The organism is Alishewanella aestuarii B11, assembly GCF_000280055.1.
GTDB lineage: Bacteria > Pseudomonadota > Gammaproteobacteria > Enterobacterales > Alteromonadaceae > Alishewanella > Alishewanella aestuarii.
The window spans coordinates 185,598-211,681 of sequence record NZ_ALAB01000027.1; the positions used below are offsets into that span (position 1 = coordinate 185,598).

The window sequence follows — 26,084 nt, forward strand, 5'->3', positions numbered from 1 at the left end:
CGAAAAGTGATACTATAGTGTCACTTTACACTTAGGACAGGTTGAAATTATGAAAGTTGAATTAGTTACGAATCTAAAGCGACAAGCTACCAAGATTCTGGCAGATCTGCACCTGTCGAAAGAGCCCGTATTGATTACGGAGCATGGTCAGCCATCTGCATACCTTGTTGATGTGCAGGATTATGAATTTATGAAGCGTCGGCTTGAGCTGCTTGAGGGGCTCTCTCGGGGAGAGCGTGCGGTACTTGAAGGAAGAACGTATAGCCAAAGTGAGGCCAAAGAAAAAATGAGTAAATGGCTGAAGTAATCTGGACAGAGCCAGCACTCCAGGAACTCGATGCCATTGCAGAGTATATTGCTTTGGACAATCCTGCTGCCGCAAGCAATCTCGTGAAGGCTGTTTTCGACAACACAGAACGTTTGGCGAATTTCCCCAAATCCGGACGAATTCCTCCTGAACTCCCAGATTCGGTTTACAGGGAAGTAGTGGTTCCACCTTGTCGCATTTTTTATCGTGAGGATGAGCAGCGGGTTTTTGTGCTCTTTGTCATGCGAGAGGAACGACACCTTCGTGCATTTATGCTGGAACACAGCTAAAAATCCGCGTCATTCGTGGCCTAAGGCCACGGCGACGCACACAAGTTAGCCACTACTTCACTCCAATCCCAATATCGCAGGATGGACTCCGGTACGGCAAGCATACCGGAGTCCCAGATCGGGGTTGCATTGAGATTGGTGCTGCTATCACTATCGCAGGATGGACTCCGGTACGACTAGCGTACCGGAGTCCTAGGTTTGCGGTAGCGTTGAGATTGGCGCTGTTATTACTATCGCAGAATGGACTCCGGTACGGCGAGCGTACCGGAGTCCTGGAGCGGGGTAGCGTTTAGATTGGTGCTGCTATCACTATCGCAGGATGGACTCCGGTACGACTAGCGTACCGGAGTCCTGGGGTTGAGGAAGCCTTTAGAAAGGCGTTACGATTTTGCCAACGCCAAAACTATTCCCACTCTATCGAAAAATGTCTGCAATTCGCTCAAAGCGGCGTTTCTCCGCTGCAAGCTAGGTCCTCATCAACTAAAAACTCCAATCCCACTATCGCAGATTGGACTCCGGTACGGCGAGCGTACCGGAGTCCTGGATCGGGGTAGCGTTTAGAATAGTGCTAGGATTTTGCCAACGCCAAAGTTATTCCCATTCGATGGTTGCTGGTGGCTTACCTGAGATATCGTAGACTACGCGGCTAATACCATTGATCTCGTTAATAATCCGGTTCGACACCTTACCCAGTAACTCATATGGCAGGTGTGCCCAGTGGGCGGTCATAAAGTCGATGGTTTCTACCGCGCGCAGCGAAATTACCCAGTCGTACTTACGGGCATCGCCCATTACACCCACTGATTTAACCGGCAGGAACACCGCGAACGCCTGGCTGACTTTATTGTACAGATCGGCTTTATGCAGCTCTTCGATAAAGATCGCATCGGCACGGCGCAGTAAGTCGCAGTATTCTTTTTTGATTTCGCCCAGTACCCGCACGCCTAAACCTGGTCCCGGGAACGGGTGACGGTACAGCATATCGTACGGTAAGCCCAGCTCTAAACCGACTTTGCGCACTTCGTCTTTAAACAGTTCGCGCAGTGGCTCGACTAAGCCCAGCTTCATATGCTCCGGCAAACCGCCAACGTTATGGTGCGATTTAATCACATGGGCTTTACCGGTTGCTGAACCTGCGGATTCAATCACATCCGGATAGATAGTGCCCTGTGCCAGCCATTTGGCATTGCTCAGCTTTTGCGCTTGTTCGTCGAACACTTCAACAAAAACGCGGCCGATAATTTTCCGCTTCGCTTCAGGCTCATCCACGCCGGCTAAGGCCGACAGGAAACGCTGTTCGGCATCGACTTTGATAATATTTAAACCAAAGTGATCGCCAAACATATCCATGACCTGCTTGCCTTCGTTGAGTCGCAGCAGGCCGTTATCAACAAAAACACAGGTCAGGTTTTTGCCGATAGCGCGGTGCAGCAGCATGGCGACCACAGAGCTGTCGACGCCACCGGATAAGCCCAGGATCACCTGATCATCACCGATTTGCTGTTTTAAGCGTACGATGGCATCTTCAATAATCGAGGCCGGTGTCCACAGCTTGTCACAGCCACAGATATCCACCACAAAATGCTCCAGCATCCGCAGCCCCTGCCGGGTATGGGTGACTTCCGGATGGAACTGCACACCATAGAACTGCCGCGCTTCGTCCGCCATGGCGGCATGCGGGCAGGTTGGGGTTTGGGCAATAGTGGTAAAACCGGCCGGGATCTGTACCACTTTATCGCCGTGGCTCATCCACACATCTAACAAGGCATTGCCGTTGGCGCCGATGTGATCTTCAATTTTGGCGAACAGTTCATTTGGCGCCAGCACTTCGACCTGGGCATAACCAAACTCACGCTCCTCTGAGCCCTGCACCTTACCGCCCAGCTGCTCTGCCATGGTTTGCATACCGTAGCACACGCCCAGTACCGGCACGCCCGCTTCAAACACATAAGCCGGTGCCCGTGGTGAGCCGGCTTCGGTAACGCTTTCCGGGCCGCCGGATAAGATAATACCGGTTGGATTAAAATCGCGGATTTGGGCTTCGGTCACATCCCAGGCCCACAGCTCGCAGTAAACGCCGATTTCACGTACCCGGCGGGCAATCAGTTGGGTATATTGCGAACCAAAGTCGAGGATCAGAATACGATGATGATGAATATTTTTGTTCATAGTAACCTTGTATGCTCAGACGGCTGGCTTGCGCCAGCCGGATTCGGGTATTGGCTTAACGAAAACGCCAAGCTAACCTAAACGCTAAATTTACCTAACCGCCAACTTAACCCAAACGGTAGTTCGGTGCTTCTTTGGTGATCTGCACATCATGCACATGCGACTCGCCCATGCCGGCGGCTGTCACTTTGACAAAGCTGGGCTTGGTGCGCAGGGTATCGATATCCGGTGAACCGGTTAAGCCCATCGCAGAGCGCAGGCCACCCATTTGCTGATGGATAATGGTTTCAATCGGGCCTTTATAGGCAACACGGCCTTCAATGCCTTCCGGTACCAGTTTTTCCGCGTTGTTGCTGCCCTGGAAATAGCGGTCAGAGGAACCGTTACGCTGCGCCATCGCTCCTAACGAGCCCATACCGCGGTAAGATTTGTAGTAGCGGCCGTGATACAGTTCAACTTCGCCCGGCGCTTCTTCAGTACCGGCAAACATCGAGCCCACCATCACACAGTTGGCACCGGCCACTAAGGCTTTGGCAATGTCACCGGAGAAACGGATGCCGCCATCGGCGATAATGCAAACGTCGGTACCTTTTACCCCTTCTACTGCATCAGAAATGGCCGTAATTTGCGGTACACCACAGCCGGTAACAATACGGGTAGTACAGATTGAACCCGGACCGATACCCACTTTAACTGCATTGGCACCGGCTTCGGCCAGCGCCTTAGCGCCTTCTGCCGTTGCCACATTACCGGCAACAATTTGCAAATCCGGATACTGGGCGCGGGTTTGTTTAACGCGGTCAATAACGCCTTGCGAGTGGCCATGTGAGGTATCAATCAGCAGGATATCAACACCGGCTTCTACCAGAGCGGCGATGCGCTCGTCAGTGCCAGGGCCTACGCCCACTGCCGCACCCACCCGTAACCGGCCGAATTCATCTTTACAGGCATTCGGCTTACTGGCGGCTTTGTAATAGTCACGCACGGTGATCAAGCCTTTCAGTTTAAAGTTATCATCAACCACCAATACCTTCTCGATACGGTGTTGGTGCATCAGCTTCAGTGCCTGCTCGCGTGGGGCATTTTCATTTACCGTCACCAGACGCTCACGCGGCGTCATGACATCGGTCACTTTCGCCTGCAGATTGGCTTCAAAGCTCATATCCCGGCCGGTAACGATACCGACTAATTCACCCTGTTTATCCAGTACCGGAAAGCCGGAGAAACCATGCTGCTGCGCCAATGCCTGCACTTCGCGTACCGTCATCTCAGCAGAGGCCGTTACCGGATCAGATACCACACCGCTTTCGTACTTTTTCACTTTGCGTACGTTGGCAGCCTGCTCTTCAATGGTCATATTTTTATGAATAAAACCGATACCGCCTTCCTGCGCCAGCGCAATGGCCAGCCGGGCTTCGGTAACCGTATCCATAGAAGCAGATACCATTGGGATATTCAGCGTGATTGAGGCGGTAAGTTTAGTGCGTAAATCCGCAGTGTGGGGTAAAACACTAGAGTGTGCCGGTACTAATAACACGTCGTCAAAAGTAAGGGCTTCTTTGATGATCCTGAGCATTGCAACAATCTCGCTTTCTGGGTGAAATGATAGGGAATGTTGCGGTGCAATTTTAGCGCAAAGCGGGCTTTAGGACAAAGGCTTTTTTTCTTTTTGTCAGGTAGCCCCACTCTGGGTACACTAGGGGCCTGATTGCTCAACCGAATAACGCTATGCAAAACCCGGATATTTATACGGTATCACGCCTGAATTCTGAAGTACGACTGACGCTGGAGCTGCAGTTTCAGCAGCTATGGCTGGTTGGCGAAGTGTCAAACTTTGTCGCAGCCGCCTCCGGCCATTGGTATTTTAGCCTCAAAGATCAGGCGGCACAGGTTAAGGTAGCGATGTTTAAGCAAGCCAACCGCTATGCCACTGTCAGGCCGCAAAATGGTCAGCAAGTGCTGATCCGGGCCCAAATTAGTGTCTATGAGCCGCGTGGTGAATATCAGTTGCTGGCCGAATTTATTGAACCGGCCGGTGCTGGCCTGTTAAAACAACAGTTTGAGCAACTTAAAGCCAAACTGGCAGCCGAGGGCTTATTTGCCCCTGAACGCAAACAGCCGTTACCCGCCAATCCGCGGCGTGTAGGGGTGATTACCTCGCCTACCGGTGCTGCCGTTCGCGATATTATTACCGTGCTGGCGCGCCGGGCGCCGGGAATTGAGCTGATTATTTATCCGTGTCAGGTGCAGGGGGAAACCGCCGCTTCCCAGCTTCGAAATATGCTCAGTACCGCGATAAGACGCAACGAAGTCGATGTGCTGATTATCGGCCGCGGCGGCGGCTCGATTGAAGATCTCTGGTGTTTTAATGATGAAGCCCTGGCCCGTGCCGTGGCAGAGTGTCCGATCCCGATTGTCAGTGCGGTGGGCCACGAAATTGATTTTGCGCTAACCGATTTTGTCGCCGATGTGCGGGCCGCCACGCCCTCAGCCGCGGCAGAGCTGGTATCACCGGACCAAAGCCAGTATCTGGTGGCGTTAACACAGCTGCAGCAACGCCTTAGCCGCGCCATGCGCCGGCAACTGGCACAGCAGCAACCACGTTTAATGCAACTGCAACAACGGCTGCAGCAACTGCATCCACAGCGGCGGCTGGAGCAACAGCAGCAGCGGCTGGATGAATTGCAGCTACGTTTGCAACGGCGGATGCAGCAACACCTGCAAACCGCGCGGCGGCAACACAGTTATTTACAACAAAGCCTGCAGCACTTATCGCCGGCCAAAGCCATTAAGCAACAGCAACTGCAGTTACAGCAGCTGGCAAAACGTCTGCAGCAGGCGCAACAGCAACAGTTAAAATACAGCAGTCAGCAACTGGCCCGACTCAGTGCCCAGCTGCATACCGTTAGCCCACTGGCGACGCTGGCACGGGGTTATAGCATCAGTTTTGACAGCCAGCAGCAGGCGCTGACCAGTAGCGCGCACCTTAAGGTTGGCGATGCCATAAGTACCCGACTGGCGCGAGGGAGCTTTAGCGCAGTGGTGACACAGGTGGTAAAAGACTGAGCGAGCGGCGGCGGGTGTAAACCGGCCATGGTAACTATTTAAGAGGACACTGCATGACCACCCTGAAAATTGATCTGGTTTCTGATATCGCCTGCCCCTGGTGCGCCGTTGGCTATGCCCGCTTAGAGCGTGCGCTGGCCAGCCTGCCTGAACTTAAGATTGAACTGGAATGGCATGCCTTTGAGCTCAACCCGGATAAAAACGCGCCGCAAGAGCCGATCCTGCCGGCGCTAAGCAGTAAATACGGCAAATCCGAAGCCGAGATGCGGCAAAGCCAGGCTTACATTATGGAAGTGGCGGCGGAGCTTGGTTTAAATTTCAGCAAGATGCAGCAGCGCTTTACCTGCAATACCTTTGATGCACACCGGCTGGTGAAATGGGCAGAGACGCAGGGCCAGGCGACGGCAATGAAAATGGCCTTATTCACCGCCTATTTTGGTGAGGCTGCTGATGTCTCCAGGCATCAGGTGCTGCTCGACTGTGTGGCTAAACTGGGGTTAGATGTAACAACGGCAGCACAAATTCTGGCCTCAGATGCCTACAGCGAGCAGGTACAACAGGATATCGCTCGCTATCAGCATGCTGGCATTTCTTCCGTACCGGCCTTTATTATCAATAATAAATACCTGATTTCCGGCGCTCAGGAGCCACAACAACTGGCGGCAGCCCTGCAGCAAATTGCTGCTCAGGTAAGCTAGTATGCATCTGCCGACAGTTATCACGCTGGCGTTAACCACCAATTTAACTGTCGGTCTTTATCTTTATTTGCTGTACCGCCGCAAACCCAAGGATCGCTGTTTTAAGCTTTGGGCCTATTCGTGCGGTTGTTTTGTTTTGGGCTCGGCATTAGTTATATTAAGGCCCTACCCGCTACCAGCTTTGCTTAGCTTTTTTATTGCCGATGGTTTGTTGCTGCTGGCACCGGTTTTTGTGCTGGCTGGGTTAGTACAATTCTCGCGCTTTCGCTACACCAGAAAACGCCGCCAACAAGCAGGATGGGCGCTGACGCTCGGCCTGTTACTTTTATTGTTATGCCATCAGCATCCCGGTTTACTTAGCATAGCGGCAGCCGTCACTATCGCCCTGACGTTCTGCCTTAGCGCTGGTTTGCTGCAGAAATCCATTATCACTGAACCGATTTTCACCCGTACCCTGCAAAGCGTATTTGTGCTGCACGCCGGCGTGATGTTTGTACAGGCCATGCTGGTGACTCTGAATTGGCAGCAACTGGACCTGCATGGTTTACCTGAGGCATCGATTTATACTTTACTTAGCCATATTCTGCTGACAACGCTAACCGCTTTGCTGCTGCCCTGGTTAAGCTTTTTAAAACTGGAACGCAAACTGACGCTAAAATCACAACGCGATGGTTTAACGCGGCTGGCCAACCGCGAACATTTCTTTAATCAAATAGAGCGTTATTGGCGACAGCATCCCAATACACCGGCTGCTTTTATGATGCTCGATATCGATTTTTTTAAGCGTATTAATGACACGTTCGGACATGCGGTGGGAGACAAAGCCATTGCAGCGGTTGCCAGGCTACTGTCGAAGCAATTACGCAGCAACGATATTATTGGTCGGGTTGGCGGTGAGGAATTTGCGGTACTGCTGATTGATATCGACGAACAAACGGCGTTAAAAGTCGGGCAGCGCTTATGCCAACAGGTAGCACAACAACTGGTATGGCTTGACGAGGATCAGGTTAACCTGACCATCAGTATTGGTATGGTGCATGTTATCCCCACAGAACATCCGGCAATGGAGGCTGTTAAGCGGGCTGATGAGGCCTTATATGCCAGCAAACAGGCCGGCCGCAATACCGTTACTCAGGCCAGCTTCTCAACTAACAACATGCCTGGCGACCAAGCAATACCCGAACCATTGTCATACTCAAATACGATGAAATAAACCCGGATTACTACGCGGATAACGCAGAAACTTTATGCCTGTTAATACCATTGCCTTAAACCAACAACGCCAACCCTTAGATCATCTGAATACGGTATGGCTGTTCGGTTATGGTTCTTTAATCTATAAAGCGGATTTTCCCTATCTCGCTTGCCGGCCGGCCTGTATTTATGGCTGGCAGCGCCGCTTCTGGCAAGGTTCGCACGATCACCGTGGTACGCCAGAGGCACCGGGCCGGGTTGTTACTCTGGTGGAAGCGGCCGGTAAGCGCTGTGTCGGTATGGCGTATCAGGTAACACCGGATACCTTTGCCCATTTAGATCAGCGTGAGAAAAACGGCTATCTGCGCTTTTTTACCGAACTACACTGGCTGGATAACGCAGGTCCCCACTCCACAGCGGATAGCTCAGGCATCGAGCAAGGCGTGGTCTATATTGCCAATCCGGATAATGCCGCCTATTTGGGTCCGGCACCGGAAGCGGTGATTGCCCGGCAAATCGCCACAAGCCATGGCCCAAGCGGCCCGAATAGCGAGTATTTGCTGCAGCTGGCACAGGCACTGCGCCAGCTTAACGAACAGGATGAACATGTGTTTAAGCTGGAGCAGCTGCTGTTAGATTTACCGCAGCAGCCAATAGCTTAAGGCTCAGTCCCGCTGAGCGTCAGCGCACTTAGCCAGGGCTCGGCAAAACGGCCATAGCGCAGCTGAGCCTGAAAGCGGATTTTCTGTTGACGATTGGCATCCTGTGGCAAGTGTTGCGCATAAGGCTTAGCCACATATAACGACTCCACCGCCAAGCGGTTTACCATTACCTCGGGCTGTTTTGCTGTTTTATCGTCCTGACACCAGGTATAGCTAAGCTGAATATCTGCAGGCACTATCAATAGCTGACCGGCAGTAGGCCCACTATGTTTTGCCAGTGTTTGCTGTAATAAGTTGCGATCAGCGGCGGCATCAATCACAAACAGCCGGGTTGCCTCCTCCCGCGCTGCTCGCCATTGCTCTTCAGCACGTTGTTGCTGTTCATGCCGGCGTTTTGCTGCTGCCTGCAGCCTGTCCTGTGCTATGCCGGCATTTAACTCCGCAGCCGTTTCTGCTGCCAGCCGTTGCTGTAACGCAGCATAATGTTGTTCCGCTTGTTTCAGGTAGTCCTGATAACTCTGACCATTAAACTCCAGCAACACCCAGCCTGAACGCTGTTGTCGCTGATAGCCATCTGTGCAGCTACCGAAACGAAAACTGGCAAACTGCGGCTGCTGCAACCTTAGGATACGTTGTTGCTGCCGAGACAAATATTGCCAGTCGTCCTCGCTTGACGTTAACCAGGGCGTGGTCCAGATCAGATTAAGGCGTAATGATGAATCTTCTTTGGCCATACCCCAGTGGTATGGCACGTCAAGTTCCCGCTCACTCAGCGTCAGCTCAGCCACAACCAGACTGCGGTTTAGCCAGACTTTGCCAAGGATAAAAGCGTTGACGCCCAGTACGGTTATCACCGCTAACAGTAGCAGCTTTTTTGCCCCAGGCTTAAACATGGGCCACCTCACCTGGCTTGGCTGCGGTTTGAACCACCAGCCGTAACCGGTTAAAAATTAACAGTGCCAGAATGGCCGTCAGCCCCAACAGGAAAAAGAACAGGTACTTCGGTAACCAGTCCCACCACCAGTCAAAAAACTTGGTATACAGGAACAACGCAAAGAACATATTACCGGTGAGCATTAACTTTGCCGCCTGTTGCCGGATACCGTACAGCACCAGCAAGGCGCTACAGACAAAACCCAGCACCTGATACAGTCCCTCAATGACGCCATGCGACCAGGGTAAATAACTGACACTGCCCCAGTTCGCCAGGATCAGTATCGCGATAAAGAACACTACCGCAGCGAGGATCTGATAGGTGGCAGCAAAACCATCGTAGCGCTGCTGCTTAAATTTAAGGGGTAATAAAAAGAACAACAGGCTGGTTAACAAAAAATGTTCCGGATATTCGCCGGTCGACACCCAGTAGCTGCCCATCCAGCTGCCAAAACGGGCGCCAAGAAAAATATAACTACAGAGCATACCCACAGCTAACAGTAACCGCAGGTTTAGTAAGTACGCCAGCGTAAAGGCATAGAGCGCAAAGACGGCAAAAGCATTCGGCGATGCCGGCAAATTAAAAATACTGCCCAGCATGACGATATTCAGCACCCAAGCGGCGAAGGACACTAGAGCCGCCAGCTTGGCATAGTAACCGCTGGCATCGATCCGCATGAGCCACCCGACCAGCCCCAGGCTTAACAGCGGCGCACTGATCAACAGTCCGACCTGGGCTGCGGTACCAAAGAACCCCCAATACTGATAGAACAGAAAAAACAAACTGGCAGCCAGCGCCAGCGCACCCAAGAAAGAAACGATTTGCATGCCCAGCGAAAGATGCCGGGCCTTAGCATTCAGATCGATATTCAGGCTATGCTGAAACTGCTGTAACAACGCATCGTGATAGTCGCGCACCTTACCGGCCTGCAACTCAGGCGGCAATAAGCCTTGTTCGGCCAGCAGTTGTTGCTCGGCGCGAAACGCCAGGATTTGATCGACACGCTCTTGTGCCTGGGTTTTATTCAGCGGGGGTGAGCTACTCAATGCGTCTGTCCCTGTTAGCGATGGCCGGGCAAATTGCCACTATTGCGTCCTTGCAGCATAGGCGAACTGTTGCCGGATGCAACAGTTCGCCACGACTTTACTCTAGCACCACATCAATAAAATACTTCACTTCACCGTCAACTGTTTCCCGTACTAAACCGTGCACGTCGGTTTCAAAGCCCGGGAACTCGCAGTTAAAGGCGCGGGTGAATTTCAGATAGTTGATAATGGTTTTATTAAAGCGCTCGCCCGGCACCATCAGTGGAATGCCCGGTGGATAAGGCGTTACCAGCATAGCAGTAACCCGGCCTTCGATATCATCAATCGACACCCGTTCAATTTCACGGTGGGCCATCTTGGCCCAGGCATCGGCTGGCGTCATCGCGGTTTCGATATTCGACAGATACATCTCAGTCGTGACCTTAGCCACATCGTACTTACGGTACATATTGTGGATGCGCTGACACAGATCGCGCAGGCCGACTTTTTCATAGCGCGGGTTCTTGGCGGCAAACTCCGGCATTACCCGCCACATTGGCAGGTTCTGGTCATAGTCGTCTTTAAACTGCTGCAGCTCGGTCACCATCGAGTTCCAGCGCCCCTTGGTAATACCGATAGTAAACATAATAAAGAACGAATAGAGGCCGGTTTTCTCAATAATAATACCGTGTTCGGCCAGGTACTTGCTGACGATAGCGGCCGGAATACCGGTTTCATCAAACTGACCATGCAGGTTCATGCCTGGCGTAATGATGGTGGCCTTGATCGGATCCAGCATATTAAAGCCCGATTCAATCTCGCCAAAACCGTGCCAGCTGTCCTGCGCATGCAGTACCCACTTCTCACGGTTACCGATGCCCTCTTCCGGCAAACGATCCGGGCCCCAGACTTTAAACCACCAGTCATCCTCACCAAACTCGGCATCCACTTTGCGCATCGCGCGGCGAAAATCGATCGCTTCCAGTAAGCTTTCTTCTACCAGCGCCGTACCACCCGGTGGCTCCATCATCGCTGCGGCCACGTCACAGCTGGCAATAATTGCATATTGCGGGCTGGTGGAGCTGTGCATCAGATAAGACTCGTTAAAGCGATGGGTATCTAAGCTGCGTTTTTCGGCATTTTGCACCAGAATTTGTGATGCCTGGGATAAACCGGCCAGCAGTTTATGCGTCGACTGGGTGGCAAACACCAGCGTATCTTCTGACCGCGGCCGATCTTTACCGATGGCATGCATATTGTGGTAGAACTCATGGAAGCTGGCATGCGGCAGCCAGGCTTCGTCAAAATGCAGGGTGTCGATGGTCGAGCCCAGCTCCTGCTTAATCTCTTCCACGTTATACAAAATACCGTCATAGGTACTCTGGGTAATGGTCAGAATGCGTGGCTTTTTATTTTTCGCATTGCGGGCAAAGGGATTAGCCTCAATCTTCTTTGCAATGGCTTCGGGTGAAAACTCACTTTTCGGGATCGGGCCAATAATGCCGTAATGGTTGCGGGTCGGCATTAAAAATACCGGGATCGCACCGGTCATAATAATCGAGTGCAGAATGGATTTATGACAGTTACGGTCGACTACCACGATATCACCCGGCGCCACCACGGAGTGCCAGACCATCTTATTCGAGGTGGAGGTACCGTTGGTGACAAAGAACAGGTGATCGGCATTAAAGATCCGCGCCGCATTGGCTTCGCTCTCTGCTACCGGGCCAGTGTGGTCTAACAGCTGACCTAATTCATCCACCGAGTTACAGACATCGGCGCGCAGCATATTCTCACCAAAGAATTGGTGGAACATCTGCCCCACCGGGCTCTTTAAAAAGGCCACGCCACCGGAGTGTCCGGGGCAGTGCCAGGAGTAAGAGCTATCTTGGGCATAATCCATCAGCGCAGTAAAAAACGGTGGCGCTAAAGCATCCAGGTATTTGCGTGCTTCGCGGATAATATGCCGTGCCACAAACTCCGGCGTGTCTTCAAACATATGGATAAAGCCATGCAGCTCACGCAAAATATCGTTCGGGATATGCCGGCTGGTGCGGGTTTCGCCATAAAGGAAGATTGGAATATCGGCATTGCGTTTGCGCACTTCCTTCACAAAGGCGCGTAGCTCAGCCAGTGCCACATTCACTTCCTGCTCACTGCCGCTGCCAAACTCTTCATCATCAATCGACAAAATAAAACAGGAGGCGCGGCTGGCCTGCTGGGCAAAGGCGGTCAGATCGACATAGCTGGTGTAGCCAATGACTTCAAAGCCGTGGCTGCCAATGGCTTCTGCCAGATCACGGATCCCTGAGCCAGAGATATTCTCAGAGCGGAAGTCTTCATCTATTACAATGACCGGAAAACGAAATTTCATCGGGTGATCCTTAGTTCTTCTGTGCCAGTTTTTGCCGCGCTTTTAACAGCCGCTCGCGCTTATATTTCTGCAACGCGGTTTCAGTGTTCTTTTTGGTCGGGGTAAAGGGGTTTTCGCCTTCGCGGAATTCAATGCGAATTGGCGTGCCCATCATCTGCAACGCCTTGCGATAATAGTTCATCAGATAGCGCTTATAGGAATCTGGCAAATCTTTTACCTGGTTACCATGAATAACGATAATAGGCGGGTTGTAACCACCGGCATGGGCATACTTTAACTTTACCCGCCGTCCGGCAACCATTGGTGGCTGATGATCTTCCTGCGCCATTTTCATAATCCGCGTCAGCAGCGAAGTACTGACCCGCTTAGTGGCAGAATCAAAGGCTTCTTCCACCGACTCAAATAAATTACCGACACCAGAGCCATGCAAGGCCGAGATAAAGTGCAGCCGGGCAAAGTCGATAAAGCCCAGGCGGCGGTCCAGCTCACGTTTAATCTCATCTTTCACGCTGTCGTTCAGGCCATCCCATTTATTAACTGCCAACACTAAGGAACGACCAGCATTCAGCACAAAGCCGAGGATGCTTAAATCCTGATCGGAAATGCCCTGCCGCGCATCCAGCACTAATACCACCACATTGGCATCTTCAATCGCCTGCAGGGTTTTCACCACGGAGAATTTTTCGACCATATCATCGATCTTGCCGCGACGACGCACGCCAGCGGTATCAATCAAGGTGTAGTTACGGTCGTTGCGCTGCATCGGAATATAAATCGAATCGCGGGTGGTGCCGGGCATATCATAGACCACCACCCGCTCTTCGCCGAGGATGCGGTTGGTCAGTGTCGATTTGCCGACATTGGGCCGGCCCACAATTGCCAGTTTAATATGCTCGGAACGCAAGCGCGCCGCTTCGGCCTCGGCTTCTTCCTCTGTCATTTCTTTAAAATCGGCCGATTCGGTAAATTCAGCGTCATCCTGCGCTTCGCCCTCTGCTGCCGCGGGCAACTGTTGTTGTAGGAACGGCAGTAACGCCAGTTGCAGTAACGAGGTAACACCGCGACCATGCGCCGCGGCAATCGGATAGACTTCGCCCAGGCCCAGGCTGTAAAAATCCGCGACTGCGGTATCGGCATCCAGGCCATCGGTTTTATTGGCAACCAGAAATACCGGCTTTTCGACTTTACGAATATGCGCCGCGATAGCCGTATCACCAACCGTTGCGCCGGCACGGGCGTCAACCATAAACAGCACCACATCCGCTTCGGCAATGGCTTTTAATGACTGCTCAGCCATCTCCACTTCAATGCCTTGCTCATTGCCATCGATACCACCGGTATCGACCACGATAAACTCCATGCCTTCAAACTTTACCGAACCGTATTTACGATCGCGGGTCAGCCCCGGAAAATCCGCCACCAGGGCATCCCGGGTGCGGGTCAGGCGGTTAAATAACGTCGATTTGCCAACATTGGCGCGCCCTACCAGGGCCACTACAGGTAACATGGTGTCAACCTCAAAAAATAACAAAACAGGCCTGAGTCAGGCCTGTTTTCAGTTTAAAAGCGCAACCCGCCTGTGTTAAGGCGTTTGCAGTACGGTCAGCTCGCCATCGCGGGTACTGATCACCAGCACCTCGTTATTGCTGACCGGCTCACGGAAAAAGCCGGAGCTGTCAAAACTTTGCCGGGCAACAAAATCACCGCTGTTGCGATCCAGCCAATGTAAATTGCCTTTATTATCACCCACCACCAGATAGTCTTTATACACAGCCGGTCCGGTCAGGAAATGGCGGTGCAATCCGGTTTGGCTCCATAATTCAGTACCATTGCGCCGATCGACGGCATGGATCCGCCCGACCGAGTCCACCAGATACAACACTGTGCCCTGCACTGTCATATTGCGGAAGCTGGCATAATCACGCTTCCACAATTGCTGGCCGGTGCGCAGGTCCAGTGCATGCAATTCGCCATTAAAGGCAATGCTATAGATGGTACCGGCGATGACTATCGGCTTGGCATCGACATCGACCAGCCGTGACAGATCGGTACTGCCTTTGGGCGTGGCAATATTTTCTTCCCAGGCCTGAAAGCCGCGATCAACTATTAGCACGCCAACCCGACCGCTGGCCGTGCCATACACCACGCCACCACTGTCAATCACCGGCTCACCTGTACCGCGCAGCGTCAGAGGCGGCTGCTCGTTCTCAAAAATCCAGCGCTGTTCACCATTGTCTGAGCTTAGACCAACCAGAGCGCCAGTGCCTAATTTTGCTACCACAAAACCATCACCGACGGCCGGGCTAACCAGCACCTCTCCCGGAACCTGTACCCGCCAGCTTAACTGACCTGTTTCGGCATTCAGTGCAACAACTTCGCCATTTTCGGTACCGAAATAGATATTACCAAAGCCCTGGCTGATACCACCGGCAATGCGGGCATTATCCGACGAGAAACGCTGACGTAGCTTCTGGATTGTCGATAGGGTGTCGTCTTTGCGCAGGTCATAGGTCCAGAGCCGTTTGCCGGAGCTCAGCTCAAACGCCATTACCATGCCCTCGCGGCTGGCCATATAGACCCGCTCGGCATGAATCAATGGCCTTAAGCCTGATTCATAATGCGCTACGCCCTTACCAACCTGAGCACTCCAAACTTTTTTCGGACTGATCTGATTTTGTACTTCTGGCAATACCAGCTTCTCTTTGCTGGAGCAGGCAGCCAGCGTTAGGGTCATCAATACGACCGCGGCCTGTTTAACTGAAAATCTCATGCCGGCCCCTTAATTCGTCACAGCAACGTGCGCCAGCTCATCCAGCTTAATTTGTACCAACTGCGTGTTCTGTGGTGCTTTGCTAAGCGCCAATTGATAAGCAGCTTTAGCAGCAACCAAATCACCACTTTGCTGCAAAATATCGCCTTTTAACTCGGCTTGTTGCGCAGCAAAGCTTTCCGGTACCGGCTGATTAACGGTGGCCAGAGCAGCCGCCAGATCACCGATTTCACGCTGTACCCGGGCTAACCGCAATTGGGCAATAGCCTTAACGCCGGCATCTTTGGTTTGCTGTTGTACCCAGCTCAGCTGTTGTACAGCCAGGGCTAAATCCCCTTTATTAACCGCTTCTCTGGCAGTTAATAAGGCGGCAAAAATAGCATAGTTATTGGAGCCCTGAGCGGTAATAAAACTCTGCGCCTGGGCGATCCATTCGTCGTCACCGCCCTGCTGTTGCACTAACTGGCTGTAACTACCGGATAAGGCTTCAGCGCTGGCACGTTGCTCCGCCTGATAATAGCGCCAGCCATAGAGGGTGGCTAAACCAATAACGACACCACCGACAATGGCTTTGCCGTACTCGTTCCAAAAGCGTTTAATGGCCTCAACCTGTTGTTCTTCACTGCTGTAAATTTCCACCTAACTACTCCGTATACTTTCAGGCCAGCTGCTGTGCTAGTTCACTCAGCTTTAGCGTTTGTTGTGGCTTCTCTTCGCGCAACCATTTAACGGTAATTTCCTGCCGCGCCAGTTCTTCTTCGCCTAAAATCAGCGCTATGGCTGCGCCTGACTTGTCTGCTTTTTTAAATTGTTTTTTCAGGTTACCGCCACCGCAGTGCAAGATAACACGTTTTGCCGGTAACTCGCTACGCAGCCTTTCGGCAACACTTATAGCGGCAAGTTCCGCAGTTTCACCCATCGCCAGCAGATAAATATCCGCTTGCGCCGGTAAATCCGGTGCCAGATTTAAACTTTGCAGTAACAGGATTAAGCGCTCCAGCCCCATCGCAAAGCCAACCGCAGGGGTCGCCTTGCCACCGAGCTGCTCAACCAAACCATCATAACGACCACCGGCACAGACGGTACCCTGAGCGCCAAGCTCAGTGGTTACCCATTCAAATACGGTTTTGTTGTAATAATCCAGGCCACGTACCAGTCGTGGATTAATCACAAACTCAATACCGGCTGCGGTTAAACGCTGCTGCAGCGAGGCAAAATGTGCGGCAGACTCAGCGTCCAGATGCTCAGCCAGTTTAGGCGCTTTAGCCAGCACCTCAGCCAGCGCCGGATTTTTACTGTCCAGCACCCGCAGCGGGTTGCTATACAGCCGGCGCAGACTGTCTTCATCCAGCAAGTCTTTATGTTGTTCCAGATAAGCAACTAACTTATCGCGATAGGCGGCACGCGCCTCATTGGAGCCGAGTGAGTTCAGTTCCAGTTTTACATAAGGCGTTAAACCCAGCTTTTGCCAAATCCGCGCCGTCAGAATAATCACTTCAGCATCAATATCCGGCGTGGCAATACCGAAGGCTTCCAGACCAAACTGATGAAACTGGCGGTAACGACCTTTTTGCGGCCGCTCGTGGCGGAACATCGGCCCGGTATACCACAGCCGCTGTTCCTGATTGTACAGTAAACCATGTTCATTGCCGGCGCGGACGCAGCAGGCGGTACCTTCCGGGCGCAGCGTCAAGCTGTCGCCATTGCGATCGGTAAAGGTATACATCTCTTTTTCAACGATATCGGTGACTTCACCAATCGAGCGTTTAAACAGCTCGGTCATCTCGACAATCGGAAAACGGATTTCGCTGTAACCATAACTGGCAGCGGTGTCGCGCAAGGTGGTTTCTACATATTGCCAGAGGGCACTGTCCTGCGGCAGGCAGTCATTCATGCCGCGAATTGCCTGGATTTGCTTCGACAAAATTTTGCTTCCATTTTGGGGGCGCCGCAGCGCCCACATGCAATAGGTTAATAAAAAAGCGTGATTATAATCTGTAGTGGCTGAAATGTCGCCCTAGACTTGCTTTACCGCAATCCGCTGCTGCAAATACTGCCGCACCTGCTGCTCCAGCTGCTCGGCAATGTTGTCATTATCGAGCCGCAGCTTTTGGCGTTCGCCATTCAGGTAAAAGCCACTTTTTTTACTGGCACCGGCGACACCTAAATCAGACACTAAGGCTTCACCCGGACCATTTACCACGCAACCAATTACCGAAACGGTCAGGGGCTCTACTACATCTTCCAGCCGCTGCTCCAGCTCGTTCATGGTTTTAATCACATCAAATTCCTGCCGCGAACAGCTGGGGCAGGCAATAAAATTAATGCCGCGTGAGCGGATGCGCAGTGATTTCAGAATATCAAAGGCCACTTTAACTTCTTCCACCGGATCAGCGGCCAGCGAAATCCGTAACGTATCGCCGATACCCTCAGCCAGCAGCATACCTAAGCCAATCGCTGACTTAACGGCGCCGGCGCGTGCACCACCGGCTTCGGTGATGCCAAGGTGCAAGGGCTGTTTAATTTGTGTCGCCAGTAAGCGATACGCACCTACCGCCAAAAACACATCTGACGCTTTAACACTAACTTTAAACTGATCGAAATTCAGCCGGTCCAGAATATCAACATGCCGCATTGCCGACTCAACCAGTGCTTCCGGTGTCGGCTCGCGGTATTTTTCCTGAATATCGGCTTCCAGCGAACCGCCATTAACGCCGATGCGGATCGGGATATTGTGATCGCGCGCCGCATCCACCACAGCACGGATCCGATCTTCACGACCAATATTGCCCGGGTTAATCCTTAAACAATCGACACCATATTCAGCGACTTTCAGTGCGATACGGTAATCAAAATGAATATCTGCTACCAAGGGGATCGGCGATTGCTGTTTAATCAGCTTAAAGGCTTCCGCTGCTTCCATTGTTGGTACTGAGACCCGCACCAGATCGGCACCGGCCGCAGCAATAGCACGGATTTGCGCCACGGTCGCGTCAACGTCGGTAGTGCGGGTATTGGTCATTGATTGCACGGCGATAGGGGCATCACCACCAATCAGTACATTACCGACCTTAATCTGAGTACTGGGCCGGCGCTTAATCGGATTCTCTGCAAACATTATTCGTTTTGTCCTGACAAGGTAAACTTGGCAACGCGGTTACCGGGGAAACGCGACATATCGTAAGGCTGGTCATTTAATTCAATGCTTACCACGCCGGGATTGCCCAGGGTAATCACAAAAGGCCCTTTGGCGTTAAGTTCCATTACATAGCCGGCTTGTTTAGTACCAAAAGCAATACGATCGCCGTTGGCATCCAACACATCAATCCAGCAGTTATCGCTAAAGGTCATCTTTAACCTGTCGTGTAACGACTGTGGCGGCTGTTCACTGACAGCACTGACCGCCTCCTCTTGCTGTAATGCCTGATTCAGCTGTTCCAGTTGCTGTTGTGCTGCCGGCGGTAAAGCCGTAACGTCAAGTTCGGTTAGCGTCTCTGCGACGGCAGTTGTTACTTCTGTTACTTCGGGCTCCACAGTAGCTACTTCAACCGCACCTGGCGGCGGTTCGCTAACGAGCACGGGTGTTGGCGCGACCAATGTCTGTGCCGGGCCCGGCAAAGCGTCACTCTGTAACAGCTTGTTCTCGCGAGCACTTTGCCAGAACCAGACTGCTAATGACACCAGCAATACCAGCACAATTAACCAGGTAAGCCACATATAACGGGCTTCGGTGCGCTGTTTTGCCGAGCGGTTTGAAAAAGTGCGCATAGTTTTCACCGGCGCGCTTTTCACCTGATGCTGCTGCTCAAACCGGGTCAACAAGGCCTGTTCCGGCAATTTTAAAAACCGGGCGTATGACTTGAGATAGCCACGCATAAAGGTGGGTAAGATTGCCTTATCAGGCTGGTCCAATTCCAGGTTGCGTAAGATTTCGACCCGCAATTTCAGTTGCTGCGCAGCTTGTTCCAGGCTGAGTTGACGTTTTTCGCGTTCCTGGCGAAGGGTTTGACCAACACTTAATTCCTGTGTTGGTGGGTTAAGATCATTCTGGGTCATTATTTATCGTAGCCGGATCGACAATATACAGCCGCTGACCAATGGACAGACGGCTTTCTTCCGTCAGATTGTTCCAGGCCATAAAGCGTTCAAGGCGGATATTATAGCGGTATGAAATAGCAAACATAGTATCGCCCTCAGCAACCTGATGAAAATAATTATCAACTGGCTGGGCTGCGGCCAAACGTACCGGCGGCGCCGTCGGTTCAGGAGGGGCATCATTCGGGCCAAGGTAAATATTTTGGCCTACCCGCAACCGGGATTGCTCGGTCAGATGGTTCCACTCCAACAGTCGTGGCAACAGGATATTATACTGCAGTGAAATACTGTGCAGCGATTCGCCGGCTGTAACCAAATGCACCGGAACTTGCTGCGCCGCTTCGGCTGAAGTGTCGGCATAACTTAACTGCCTGCTGGCTGGCATTCTGGCTGGCAGCTCGCGACTATCAGACGCTGTCTGATTGGCGGTTGTGGTCTCTGCTGCGTTAACTGCTGTCACCACCGGCTCGGCAGCGTTAGTCTGCGGTTCCGTTGTGGTTGCTGCTACGACAGGTTCAGCCGCGCTGCGATGCGGTTCCGTTGTCGCCGCCGGCGTTAACTGCCGCTCTGCCGGCAGGTTTGTGCTGGGTGCCAGCGCCTGTACTTGCTGACTTTGCTGATGCTGCTGATTTTGTAAGCTACCAGCTATGGCTGAGGTCGAATGCGTTGGTCGCGGTGTGCTTACAGCTGCTGGTGTAGCTGGTGGCGGGGTGGTGGCAGCCGTCGTTACTACCGCTTCCGGCTCAGCAATTTTGCGCCGGATCCGCAGCTGCGGATTAGCCACAGGCTGGGTGGTATTCCGGGCTGCTGTGGCCGAATTTTGCGGCATAAAATCCGCCAGCAAATGCTGCTTATAGCGTTCGCGCAGTTGCTCAAACTCGCTTTCCAATAAACGCTGCTGTAACAACAGCCGGGCTTCGTTGGTGTCGATGTACAGCGTAAGCAGTAATTGCTCCGCGTGTTTCATGGTCGACAAATCGCCCTGCTTCTCCGAGACCAGATAATTGAGCAGAGTACTGCGCGCGGACACCCGGCCCAGACGTTGAATACGTTGTAAGTCAGTTTTTGCTTCTGCCAGACTACCCATCGCATAATGCACCGAGGCACTGTTAATCAGGGCGCTGATCCGGGTACCGTTATGACTCAGCGACGAAGCCAGATAACCCTTCGCCCGTTCAAAACGATCCTGCTCTAACTGACAGAGCGCCAGGTTCTCATAGCTTTCAGCAACCCGGATATAACCCGGCTTGGCAATGGCGGCCAGCAACAGCCGTTCGGCTTCATCATACTTGCCAATCTGGCACAGGAAGGCACCGTAGTTGTTATAGGCGTCAGCATTATTGGCATCGCGGGCAATAGCCTGCTTATAGGCATTTTCTGCCTGCGCATGCTCACCGACCGTCTGATAATAAAATGCCAGAGCGTTATACACCTCTGGCAAATTTGGCGCCATCGCGCGGGCACGTTCCAGGTTAAACAATGCCTGAGTGCTATCGCCACGACGCAAGTAATTTAAGCCCAGCGAAATACGGGTTTTAGCCGCTTCAGTGTTATCCACATTGCGCTGCGTGACCTGGCGATCATTCGCCACTATCGTATTCTCTGACACACAGCCAGAGAGGATAAACAATGCCGTCAGCGCGGTTACCACAGGAAGTTTCTGCATTACCACTGGCCATCCATTTGTTGTTATTGCAGCACTTTTACCGCTATGTTCTCGCCTTTCTGCTGCTTTTTCAGTAAACGTTTCGTACGGTCGATGACATCACCGACCAACTGTCCGCAGGCGGCATCAATATCATCGCCGCGGGTTTTACGTACCATAACAGTAAAACCGTGATCTTGTAAGACCTTGTTAAAGCGATCAATCCGTGAATTACTGGAGCGCTTGTACGGCGAGCCCGGATACGGATTGAATGGAATAAGATTAATCTTAGATGGTGTATCTTTCAATGCTTTAGCAAGTTCATGCGCCTGATCGGTGCTGTCATTGATGCCTTCCAGCATCACATATTCCACCGTGACTTTATCGTTAGCCTTAGAATGCTCAATATAGCGCCGCGAGGCCGCCAGAAACTCTTCCATCGGATACTTTTTATTTACCGGCACCAGTTCATCGCGCAGCGCATTATTCGGCGCATGCAACGAGATCGCCAAGGCGACATCAATCTTCTCGCGTAGTAAATCCAGAGCCGGTACTACACCTGAGGTACTGAGCGTGACCCGACGCTTGGATAAGCCAAAGCCGAAGTCTTCCATCATCAGTTCCATCGCCGGCACTACATTGTTCAGATTGAGCAGCGGTTCACCCATGCCCATCATCACCACGTTAGTGACCGGTTTTTCACCGGTATCACCAAAACTGCCGATAATCTGTGATACCCGCCACACCTGACCAATGATTTCTGAAACACTGAGGTTACGGTTAAAGCCTTGCTGCGCCGTGGAGCAGAAGGAACAGTCCAGCGCACAACCGACCTGAGAAGACACACAAAGGGTACGACGATCTTTTTCCGGGATCCAGACGGTTTCCACCTCCTGACCGCCTTCCAGCGCCATCACAAACTTGATGGTGCCATCGGCACTGTCCTGACGGGTGGCCACGACCGGCGCTTTAATCACGCAGCGCGCCTTTAACAGTTCACGGAGTTTTTTGTTGATATTGGTCATTTTGTCGAAATCATCAACACAGTAGTGATAAATCCATTTCATCACCTGATCAGCACGGAATGGCTTTTCGCCAAGACTGACAAAGAACTCTTGCATTTGCGACCGGGTCAGGTCCAGCAAATTGACGACTTCGCGGGTGTTGCTCATGCCAGTAAACTCCAGCTAACCAATATCAACAAAAAACTTTCTTCCTGCAGTGCTGAATGCACTAAGGGGGCTGCTGCCCCCTTAGTCTCTTTGCAGACAGCTACCGGATTAACGGGTACGGCTGCACAGCTCAGCTTCGGTGAAGAAGTAGGCAATTTCACGGGCCGCAGAAGCCGCAGCGTCTGAACCGTGAACCGCGTTCTCATCGATGCTGGCAGCGAAATCCGCACGTAAAGTACCGGCTAAAGCATCTTTCGGGTTAGTAGCACCCATGATTTCGCGGTTCTTACGCACTGCGTCTTCACCTTCTAACACCTGTACCATGACCGGGCCAGACGTCATAAAAGATACCAGCGCATTGAAGAATGGACGCTCTTTGTGCTCAGCGTAGAAACCTTCAGCCTGTTCCCGGCTTAAGTGTAACATCTTGGCAGCAACAATGCGCAGGCCAGCGGCTTCGAAGCGGCTGTAAATTGCGCCGATCAGGTTCTTCGCTACGGCATCCGGCTTCACGATAGAGAAAGTACGTTCTAAGGCCATGTCAGGCTCCTGTAAGTCTAAAGGGTTAAAATTTTGGGCGGCAAAGTATACGCTAAATTCCGGAAAAAACCTAATGCCCTTCGCTAACCATATTGACAGTGTATTTCGGAATTTCCACCACTAAATCTTCGTCAGCCACAATGGCCTGACAGCCTAAGCGCGATTCTGGCTCTAAACCCCAGGCTTTATCCAGCATGTCATCTTCCAGCTCTTCGCTGGGCGTCAGCGAATAAAAGCCTTCACGAATAATCACGTGGCAGGTGGTGCAGGCACAGGATTTTTCGCAGGCATGTTCAATGGCAATACCGTTTTTCAGCGCCACATCGAGCACGGTTTCACCCGTTTTGGCATCCAGCGCGGCCCCTTCCGGGCACAGCTCAGGATGAGGTAAGAATACGATCTGGGGCATGTTAAACCTCGTCTACCTTGTGACCCTGCAACGCCAACCGGATCGATTTATCCATCCGCCGCGCCGCAAAATCATCTGTTAATTGATTGGTGTGTTCGATTGCCGCTTTGATTGCCGCGGTATCGCCCTGTTGTTTCAATTCGGCCAGCTGGCGTAACGCATCACGAATGGTCGCCAGTTCATGCTCATTCAGTAAGGCAGCATCGGTCGCCAGCGCGGCACTGACCGCTTCCAGCACCCGCTCCGCTTCAACTTGCTGCTCGCGTAATAAGCGCTGCTGCATATCCTGCCGTGCATATTGCATCGAGCCGCTAATCATCTGCGCCACCTGATCATCGGTCAGGCCATAGGACGGTTTTACCTGAATACTGGCCTGCACGCCGGTTGATTTTTCCATCGCGCTGACGCTAAGCAGCCCATCGGCATCAACCTGAAAAGTAACACGAATATGGGCGCCACCGGCCGGCATCGGCGGAATGCCGCGCAGTTCAAAGCGGGCCAGTGAACGGCAATCTTCGACCAGCTCACGCTCACCCTGTACCACATGGATTGCCATCGCAGTCTGACCATCTTTAAAGGTGGTAAATTCCTGCGCCCGCGCCACCGGAATTACGGTATTACGCGGGATTATTTTTTCGGTCAGACCACCCATGGTTTCGATACCCAGCGACAGCGGGATCACATCCAGCAGCAGGGTTTCATTATCAGCCTTATTGCCGACCAGCACATTGGCCTGAATCGCCGCACCAATGGCAACCACCTGATCCGGGTCAATTGAGGTTAACGGCTCAGAGCCAAAGAAAGCGGCGACTTGCTGACGTACCAAGGGTACCCGGGTTGAGCCGCCGACCAAGACCACTTTCAATACTTCATCGGCTGTTAAACCGGCATCGCGTAAACTCTGCCGGCAAGCGCGAATGGTTTGCTTGACCAGTGGACTAATCAAATCTTCAAATTGTTGGCGGCTGACGCTACCGCTTAGCTGCTGGCCATCAGCACTAAAGCTGTAATCGGTGCTATCGCTGCTGGTCAGGCGTTCTTTAATGGCTTTCGCCTGTTGCTGATACTGCCGACGGGCACTGGCCGACAGATTGGGTTGATCGTGTTGTTGCTGCAACAAGGCTACCAGCGCCTGATCAAAATCATCGCCACCCAGTGCCGAATCGCCACCGGTTGCCAGCACTTCAAACACACCGCGTCGTAAGCGTAAAATCGAAATATCAAAGGTGCCGCCGCCTAAATCATAGACAGCGATAATACCTTCCTGCCCTGAGTCCAGGCCATAAGCCAAGGCTGCTGCTGTTGGCTCGTTTAACAAACGCAGCACATTCAGACCGGCCAGTTTGGCGGCATCTTTGGTAGCCTGGCGCTGCGCATCATCAAAATAGGCCGGCACGGTGATCACTACACCGTTTAACTCACCACCAAGGGTTTGACTGGCGGTATTGGCCAGGGTCGCCAGAATTTCTGCGGAGACTTCCACCGGGTTTTTCACGCCGGCAGCCGTTTCAATCGCTACCAGGCCGCTTTGTTCAATCAACTGATACGGGAGCTTTTCCGTTAGCGCCAGTGTTTCCTGATAGCCTTTACCCATCAGCCGTTTGACCGACACTATGGTATTTTCCGGATCACTGACGGCAGCCGCAACAGCGGCCGAGCCGACGACCACCTGCTTAGCGCCATACTGAACAACAGAGGGGACCATCGCCTCACCCGCCTGATTCAGCAGTACCTTGGCTTCACCACTGCGTACTGTCGCCACCAATGAATTGGTGGTCCCCAAATCAATACCGGCAGCCAATTTATGTTGATGCGGCGCCGCGCTCTGGCCCGGCTCGGCAATTTGTAATAACGCCATAATGAATTCAGTCTTGTAGTTGCTGTTCGATTAACTCCAGCTCTTGCTGCAGTTTGTAAAAGAATTTTAGCTTGCGTACCAGTTCGGCTGCCAGCTGATCTTGCGCCGCCGTGCCTGAGGCCAACGCCTGATGCAGTGCCCTCAGTAGCGCTTTGCGTTGCTGTTGCAGCTCTTGCTCGATGTCATACAGCGCCTGTTCGGGATCCACTACCGTAGCTAACTCGGCTAATTGTTCCCGCAGCTCCATTTGTTGCATTAAAAACGCCGGATCAGTAAAGCTGCGCTGTTCATTGCTTAGCTTAATGCCGCGCAGTGCCAGCATATGTTCAGCGCGTAACAACGGGTGTTTCAGGCTATGGTAAGCATCATTGATATTAGCCGTTTGCTGCACAGCGAGCAGCCGATCCCGTTCCGAACCGGCGGCGTAGTTGTCCGGATGAAAACGCTTCTGCAGCGCCAGATAGCGTGAGCCCAGCTCAGCCAGATCCAGCTCGAACTGCTCGGGCAGATCAAACAACTGAAAATAGTTCATCTTACCTCAGTGCCTGACTTATACCGTGAAGCTTTCGCCGCAACCGCACTCGCCGTTAACATTCGGATTATTGAATTTAAAGCCTTCGTTCAGCCCTTCTTTGACAAAGTCGAGCTGAGTACCATCGATATAGACCAGGCTTTTGCCATCGACCACCAGCTTCAGACCATGATCTTCGAATACCTGATCATCTTCATTCAGCTCATCCACAAATTCCAGTACGTAAGCCAGACCAGAGCAACCGGTGGTTTTAACACCGACCCGCAGCCCGACACCCTTGCCCCGGTTTTGTAAAAAGCTGCCGACCCGCTCAGCGGCAGCAGCTGTCATCGAAATTGCCATCT

General features: G+C 52.4%; 24 protein-coding genes. 6 read left to right on the forward strand and 18 right to left on the reverse strand.

The genetic code is table 11. The features are described 5' to 3' along the window. Positions 1–49: 49 nt before the first annotated feature. Together AEST_RS10425 and AEST_RS10430 are read left to right on the forward strand one after the other, a co-directional pair. Positions 50–307 (forward strand): type II toxin-antitoxin system Phd/YefM family antitoxin, encoded by a 258-nt coding sequence (locus AEST_RS10425; RefSeq protein ID WP_039925386.1) that lies wholly within the window; start codon positions 50–52, stop codon positions 305–307. Continuing rightward, on the forward strand, positions 295–597 hold the full coding sequence (locus tag AEST_RS10430; RefSeq protein ID WP_039925388.1) for a type II toxin-antitoxin system RelE/ParE family toxin: 303 nt from the start codon (positions 295–297) through the stop codon (positions 595–597). Before AEST_RS10425 ends, AEST_RS10430 begins: the two co-directional genes overlap by 13 nt. A 591-nt stretch (positions 598–1,188) precedes the next feature. Here AEST_RS10430 and guaA read toward each other — a convergent pair. Next, positions 1,189–2,766, reverse strand: a complete 1,578-nt coding sequence (gene guaA / locus AEST_RS10435; RefSeq protein WP_008608957.1) for a glutamine-hydrolyzing GMP synthase — start codon at positions 2,764–2,766, stop codon at positions 1,189–1,191. 106 nt (positions 2,767–2,872) lie between these two features. Then, on the reverse strand, positions 2,873–4,342 hold the full coding sequence (gene guaB / locus AEST_RS10440; RefSeq protein WP_039925389.1) for an IMP dehydrogenase: 1,470 nt from the start codon (positions 4,340–4,342) through the stop codon (positions 2,873–2,875). Between the two features lie 152 nt (positions 4,343–4,494). Here guaB and xseA point away from each other — a divergent pair, with 152 nt between their 5' ends. The 4 genes from xseA to AEST_RS10460 are packed head-to-tail and all read left to right on the forward strand — an operon-like array spanning position 4,495 to position 8,386. Then, a complete protein-coding gene (gene xseA / locus AEST_RS10445) occupies positions 4,495–5,832 on the forward strand; it encodes an exodeoxyribonuclease VII large subunit (RefSeq protein WP_008608959.1) in 1,338 nt (445 codons plus the stop codon). Between the two features lie 53 nt (positions 5,833–5,885). Then, entirely contained in the window at positions 5,886–6,530 is a 645-nt protein-coding gene (locus AEST_RS10450) for a DsbA family oxidoreductase (protein ID WP_008608960.1), read from the forward strand. Position 6,531: 1 nt separating this feature from the next. Beyond that, the gene (locus tag AEST_RS10455) at positions 6,532–7,743 is read left to right on the forward strand and encodes a GGDEF domain-containing protein (RefSeq protein ID WP_008608961.1); all 1,212 of its coding nucleotides are present in this window, start codon (positions 6,532–6,534) and stop codon (positions 7,741–7,743) included. Positions 7,744–7,777: 34 nt separating this feature from the next. Further along, positions 7,778–8,386: a gamma-glutamylcyclotransferase gene (locus AEST_RS10460; RefSeq protein ID WP_008608962.1), complete on the forward strand. Its 609-nt coding sequence runs from the start codon at positions 7,778–7,780 to the stop codon at positions 8,384–8,386. Here the strand turns inward: AEST_RS10460 and AEST_RS10465 are convergent. The 16 genes from AEST_RS10465 to iscA form a co-directional block, all read right to left on the reverse strand. Next, positions 8,383–9,279, reverse strand: a complete 897-nt coding sequence (locus AEST_RS10465) for a DUF4824 family protein (protein ID WP_008608963.1) — start codon at positions 9,277–9,279, stop codon at positions 8,383–8,385. The genes AEST_RS10460 and AEST_RS10465 overlap by 4 nt on opposite strands. Then, a complete protein-coding gene (locus AEST_RS10470) occupies positions 9,272–10,366 on the reverse strand; it encodes a DUF2157 domain-containing protein (RefSeq protein ID WP_008608964.1) in 1,095 nt (364 codons plus the stop codon). Before AEST_RS10470 ends, AEST_RS10465 begins: the two co-directional genes overlap by 8 nt. Before the next feature lie 97 nt (positions 10,367–10,463). Next, on the reverse strand, positions 10,464–12,719 hold the full coding sequence (locus AEST_RS10475) for an arginine/lysine/ornithine decarboxylase (protein WP_008608965.1): 2,256 nt from the start codon (positions 12,717–12,719) through the stop codon (positions 10,464–10,466). A gap of 10 nt (positions 12,720–12,729) precedes the next feature. Continuing rightward, entirely contained in the window at positions 12,730–14,226 is a 1,497-nt protein-coding gene (gene der / locus AEST_RS10480; RefSeq protein ID WP_008608966.1) for a ribosome biogenesis GTPase Der, read from the reverse strand. 75 nt (positions 14,227–14,301) lie between these two features. Further along, positions 14,302–15,489, reverse strand: a complete 1,188-nt coding sequence (gene bamB / locus AEST_RS10485; protein ID WP_008608967.1) for an outer membrane protein assembly factor BamB — start codon at positions 15,487–15,489, stop codon at positions 14,302–14,304. Between the two features lie 9 nt (positions 15,490–15,498). Next, on the reverse strand, positions 15,499–16,128 hold the full coding sequence (locus tag AEST_RS10490) for a YfgM family protein (RefSeq protein ID WP_008608968.1): 630 nt from the start codon (positions 16,126–16,128) through the stop codon (positions 15,499–15,501). Between the two features lie 19 nt (positions 16,129–16,147). Then, entirely contained in the window at positions 16,148–17,413 is a 1,266-nt protein-coding gene (hisS, locus tag AEST_RS10495) for a histidine--tRNA ligase (RefSeq protein ID WP_008608969.1), read from the reverse strand. Between the two features lie 93 nt (positions 17,414–17,506). Next, complete coding sequence (gene ispG / locus AEST_RS10500; protein WP_008608972.1) at positions 17,507–18,607, reverse strand: flavodoxin-dependent (E)-4-hydroxy-3-methylbut-2-enyl-diphosphate synthase; 1,101 nt, start codon at positions 18,605–18,607, stop codon at positions 17,507–17,509. Continuing rightward, complete coding sequence (locus tag AEST_RS10505) at positions 18,607–19,545, reverse strand: RodZ domain-containing protein (RefSeq protein WP_008608973.1); 939 nt, start codon at positions 19,543–19,545, stop codon at positions 18,607–18,609. The genes ispG and AEST_RS10505 overlap by 1 nt, the downstream gene beginning before the upstream one ends. After that, positions 19,532–21,250 carry a type IV pilus biogenesis/stability protein PilW gene (pilW, locus tag AEST_RS10510; RefSeq protein WP_008608974.1) on the reverse strand — a complete coding sequence of 573 codons (1,719 nt, stop codon included), beginning with the start codon at positions 21,248–21,250 and terminating at the stop codon, positions 19,532–19,534. The genes AEST_RS10505 and pilW overlap by 14 nt, the downstream gene beginning before the upstream one ends. Positions 21,251–21,273: 23 nt before the next feature. Beyond that, the gene (gene rlmN / locus AEST_RS10515; RefSeq protein WP_008608975.1) at positions 21,274–22,401 is read right to left on the reverse strand and encodes a dual-specificity RNA methyltransferase RlmN; all 1,128 of its coding nucleotides are present in this window, start codon (positions 22,399–22,401) and stop codon (positions 21,274–21,276) included. A 108-nt stretch (positions 22,402–22,509) separates the two neighbouring features. Next, the gene (ndk, locus tag AEST_RS10520; protein ID WP_008608976.1) at positions 22,510–22,941 is read right to left on the reverse strand and encodes a nucleoside-diphosphate kinase; all 432 of its coding nucleotides are present in this window, start codon (positions 22,939–22,941) and stop codon (positions 22,510–22,512) included. A gap of 70 nt (positions 22,942–23,011) precedes the next feature. Next, complete coding sequence (gene fdx / locus AEST_RS10525; RefSeq protein WP_008608977.1) at positions 23,012–23,350, reverse strand: ISC system 2Fe-2S type ferredoxin; 339 nt, start codon at positions 23,348–23,350, stop codon at positions 23,012–23,014. A gap of 1 nt (position 23,351) precedes the next feature. Then, a complete protein-coding gene (hscA, locus tag AEST_RS10530) occupies positions 23,352–25,208 on the reverse strand; it encodes a Fe-S protein assembly chaperone HscA (RefSeq protein ID WP_008608978.1) in 1,857 nt (618 codons plus the stop codon). Positions 25,209–25,215: 7 nt separating this feature from the next. Next, positions 25,216–25,740, reverse strand: coding sequence for a co-chaperone HscB (gene hscB, locus AEST_RS10535; protein ID WP_008608979.1), 525 nt, complete (start codon positions 25,738–25,740; stop codon positions 25,216–25,218). Positions 25,741–25,758: 18 nt separating this feature from the next. Beyond that, entirely contained in the window at positions 25,759–26,082 is a 324-nt protein-coding gene (gene iscA, locus AEST_RS10540) for an iron-sulfur cluster assembly protein IscA (RefSeq protein ID WP_008608980.1), read from the reverse strand. Between the last annotated feature and the right edge of the window lie 2 nt (positions 26,083–26,084).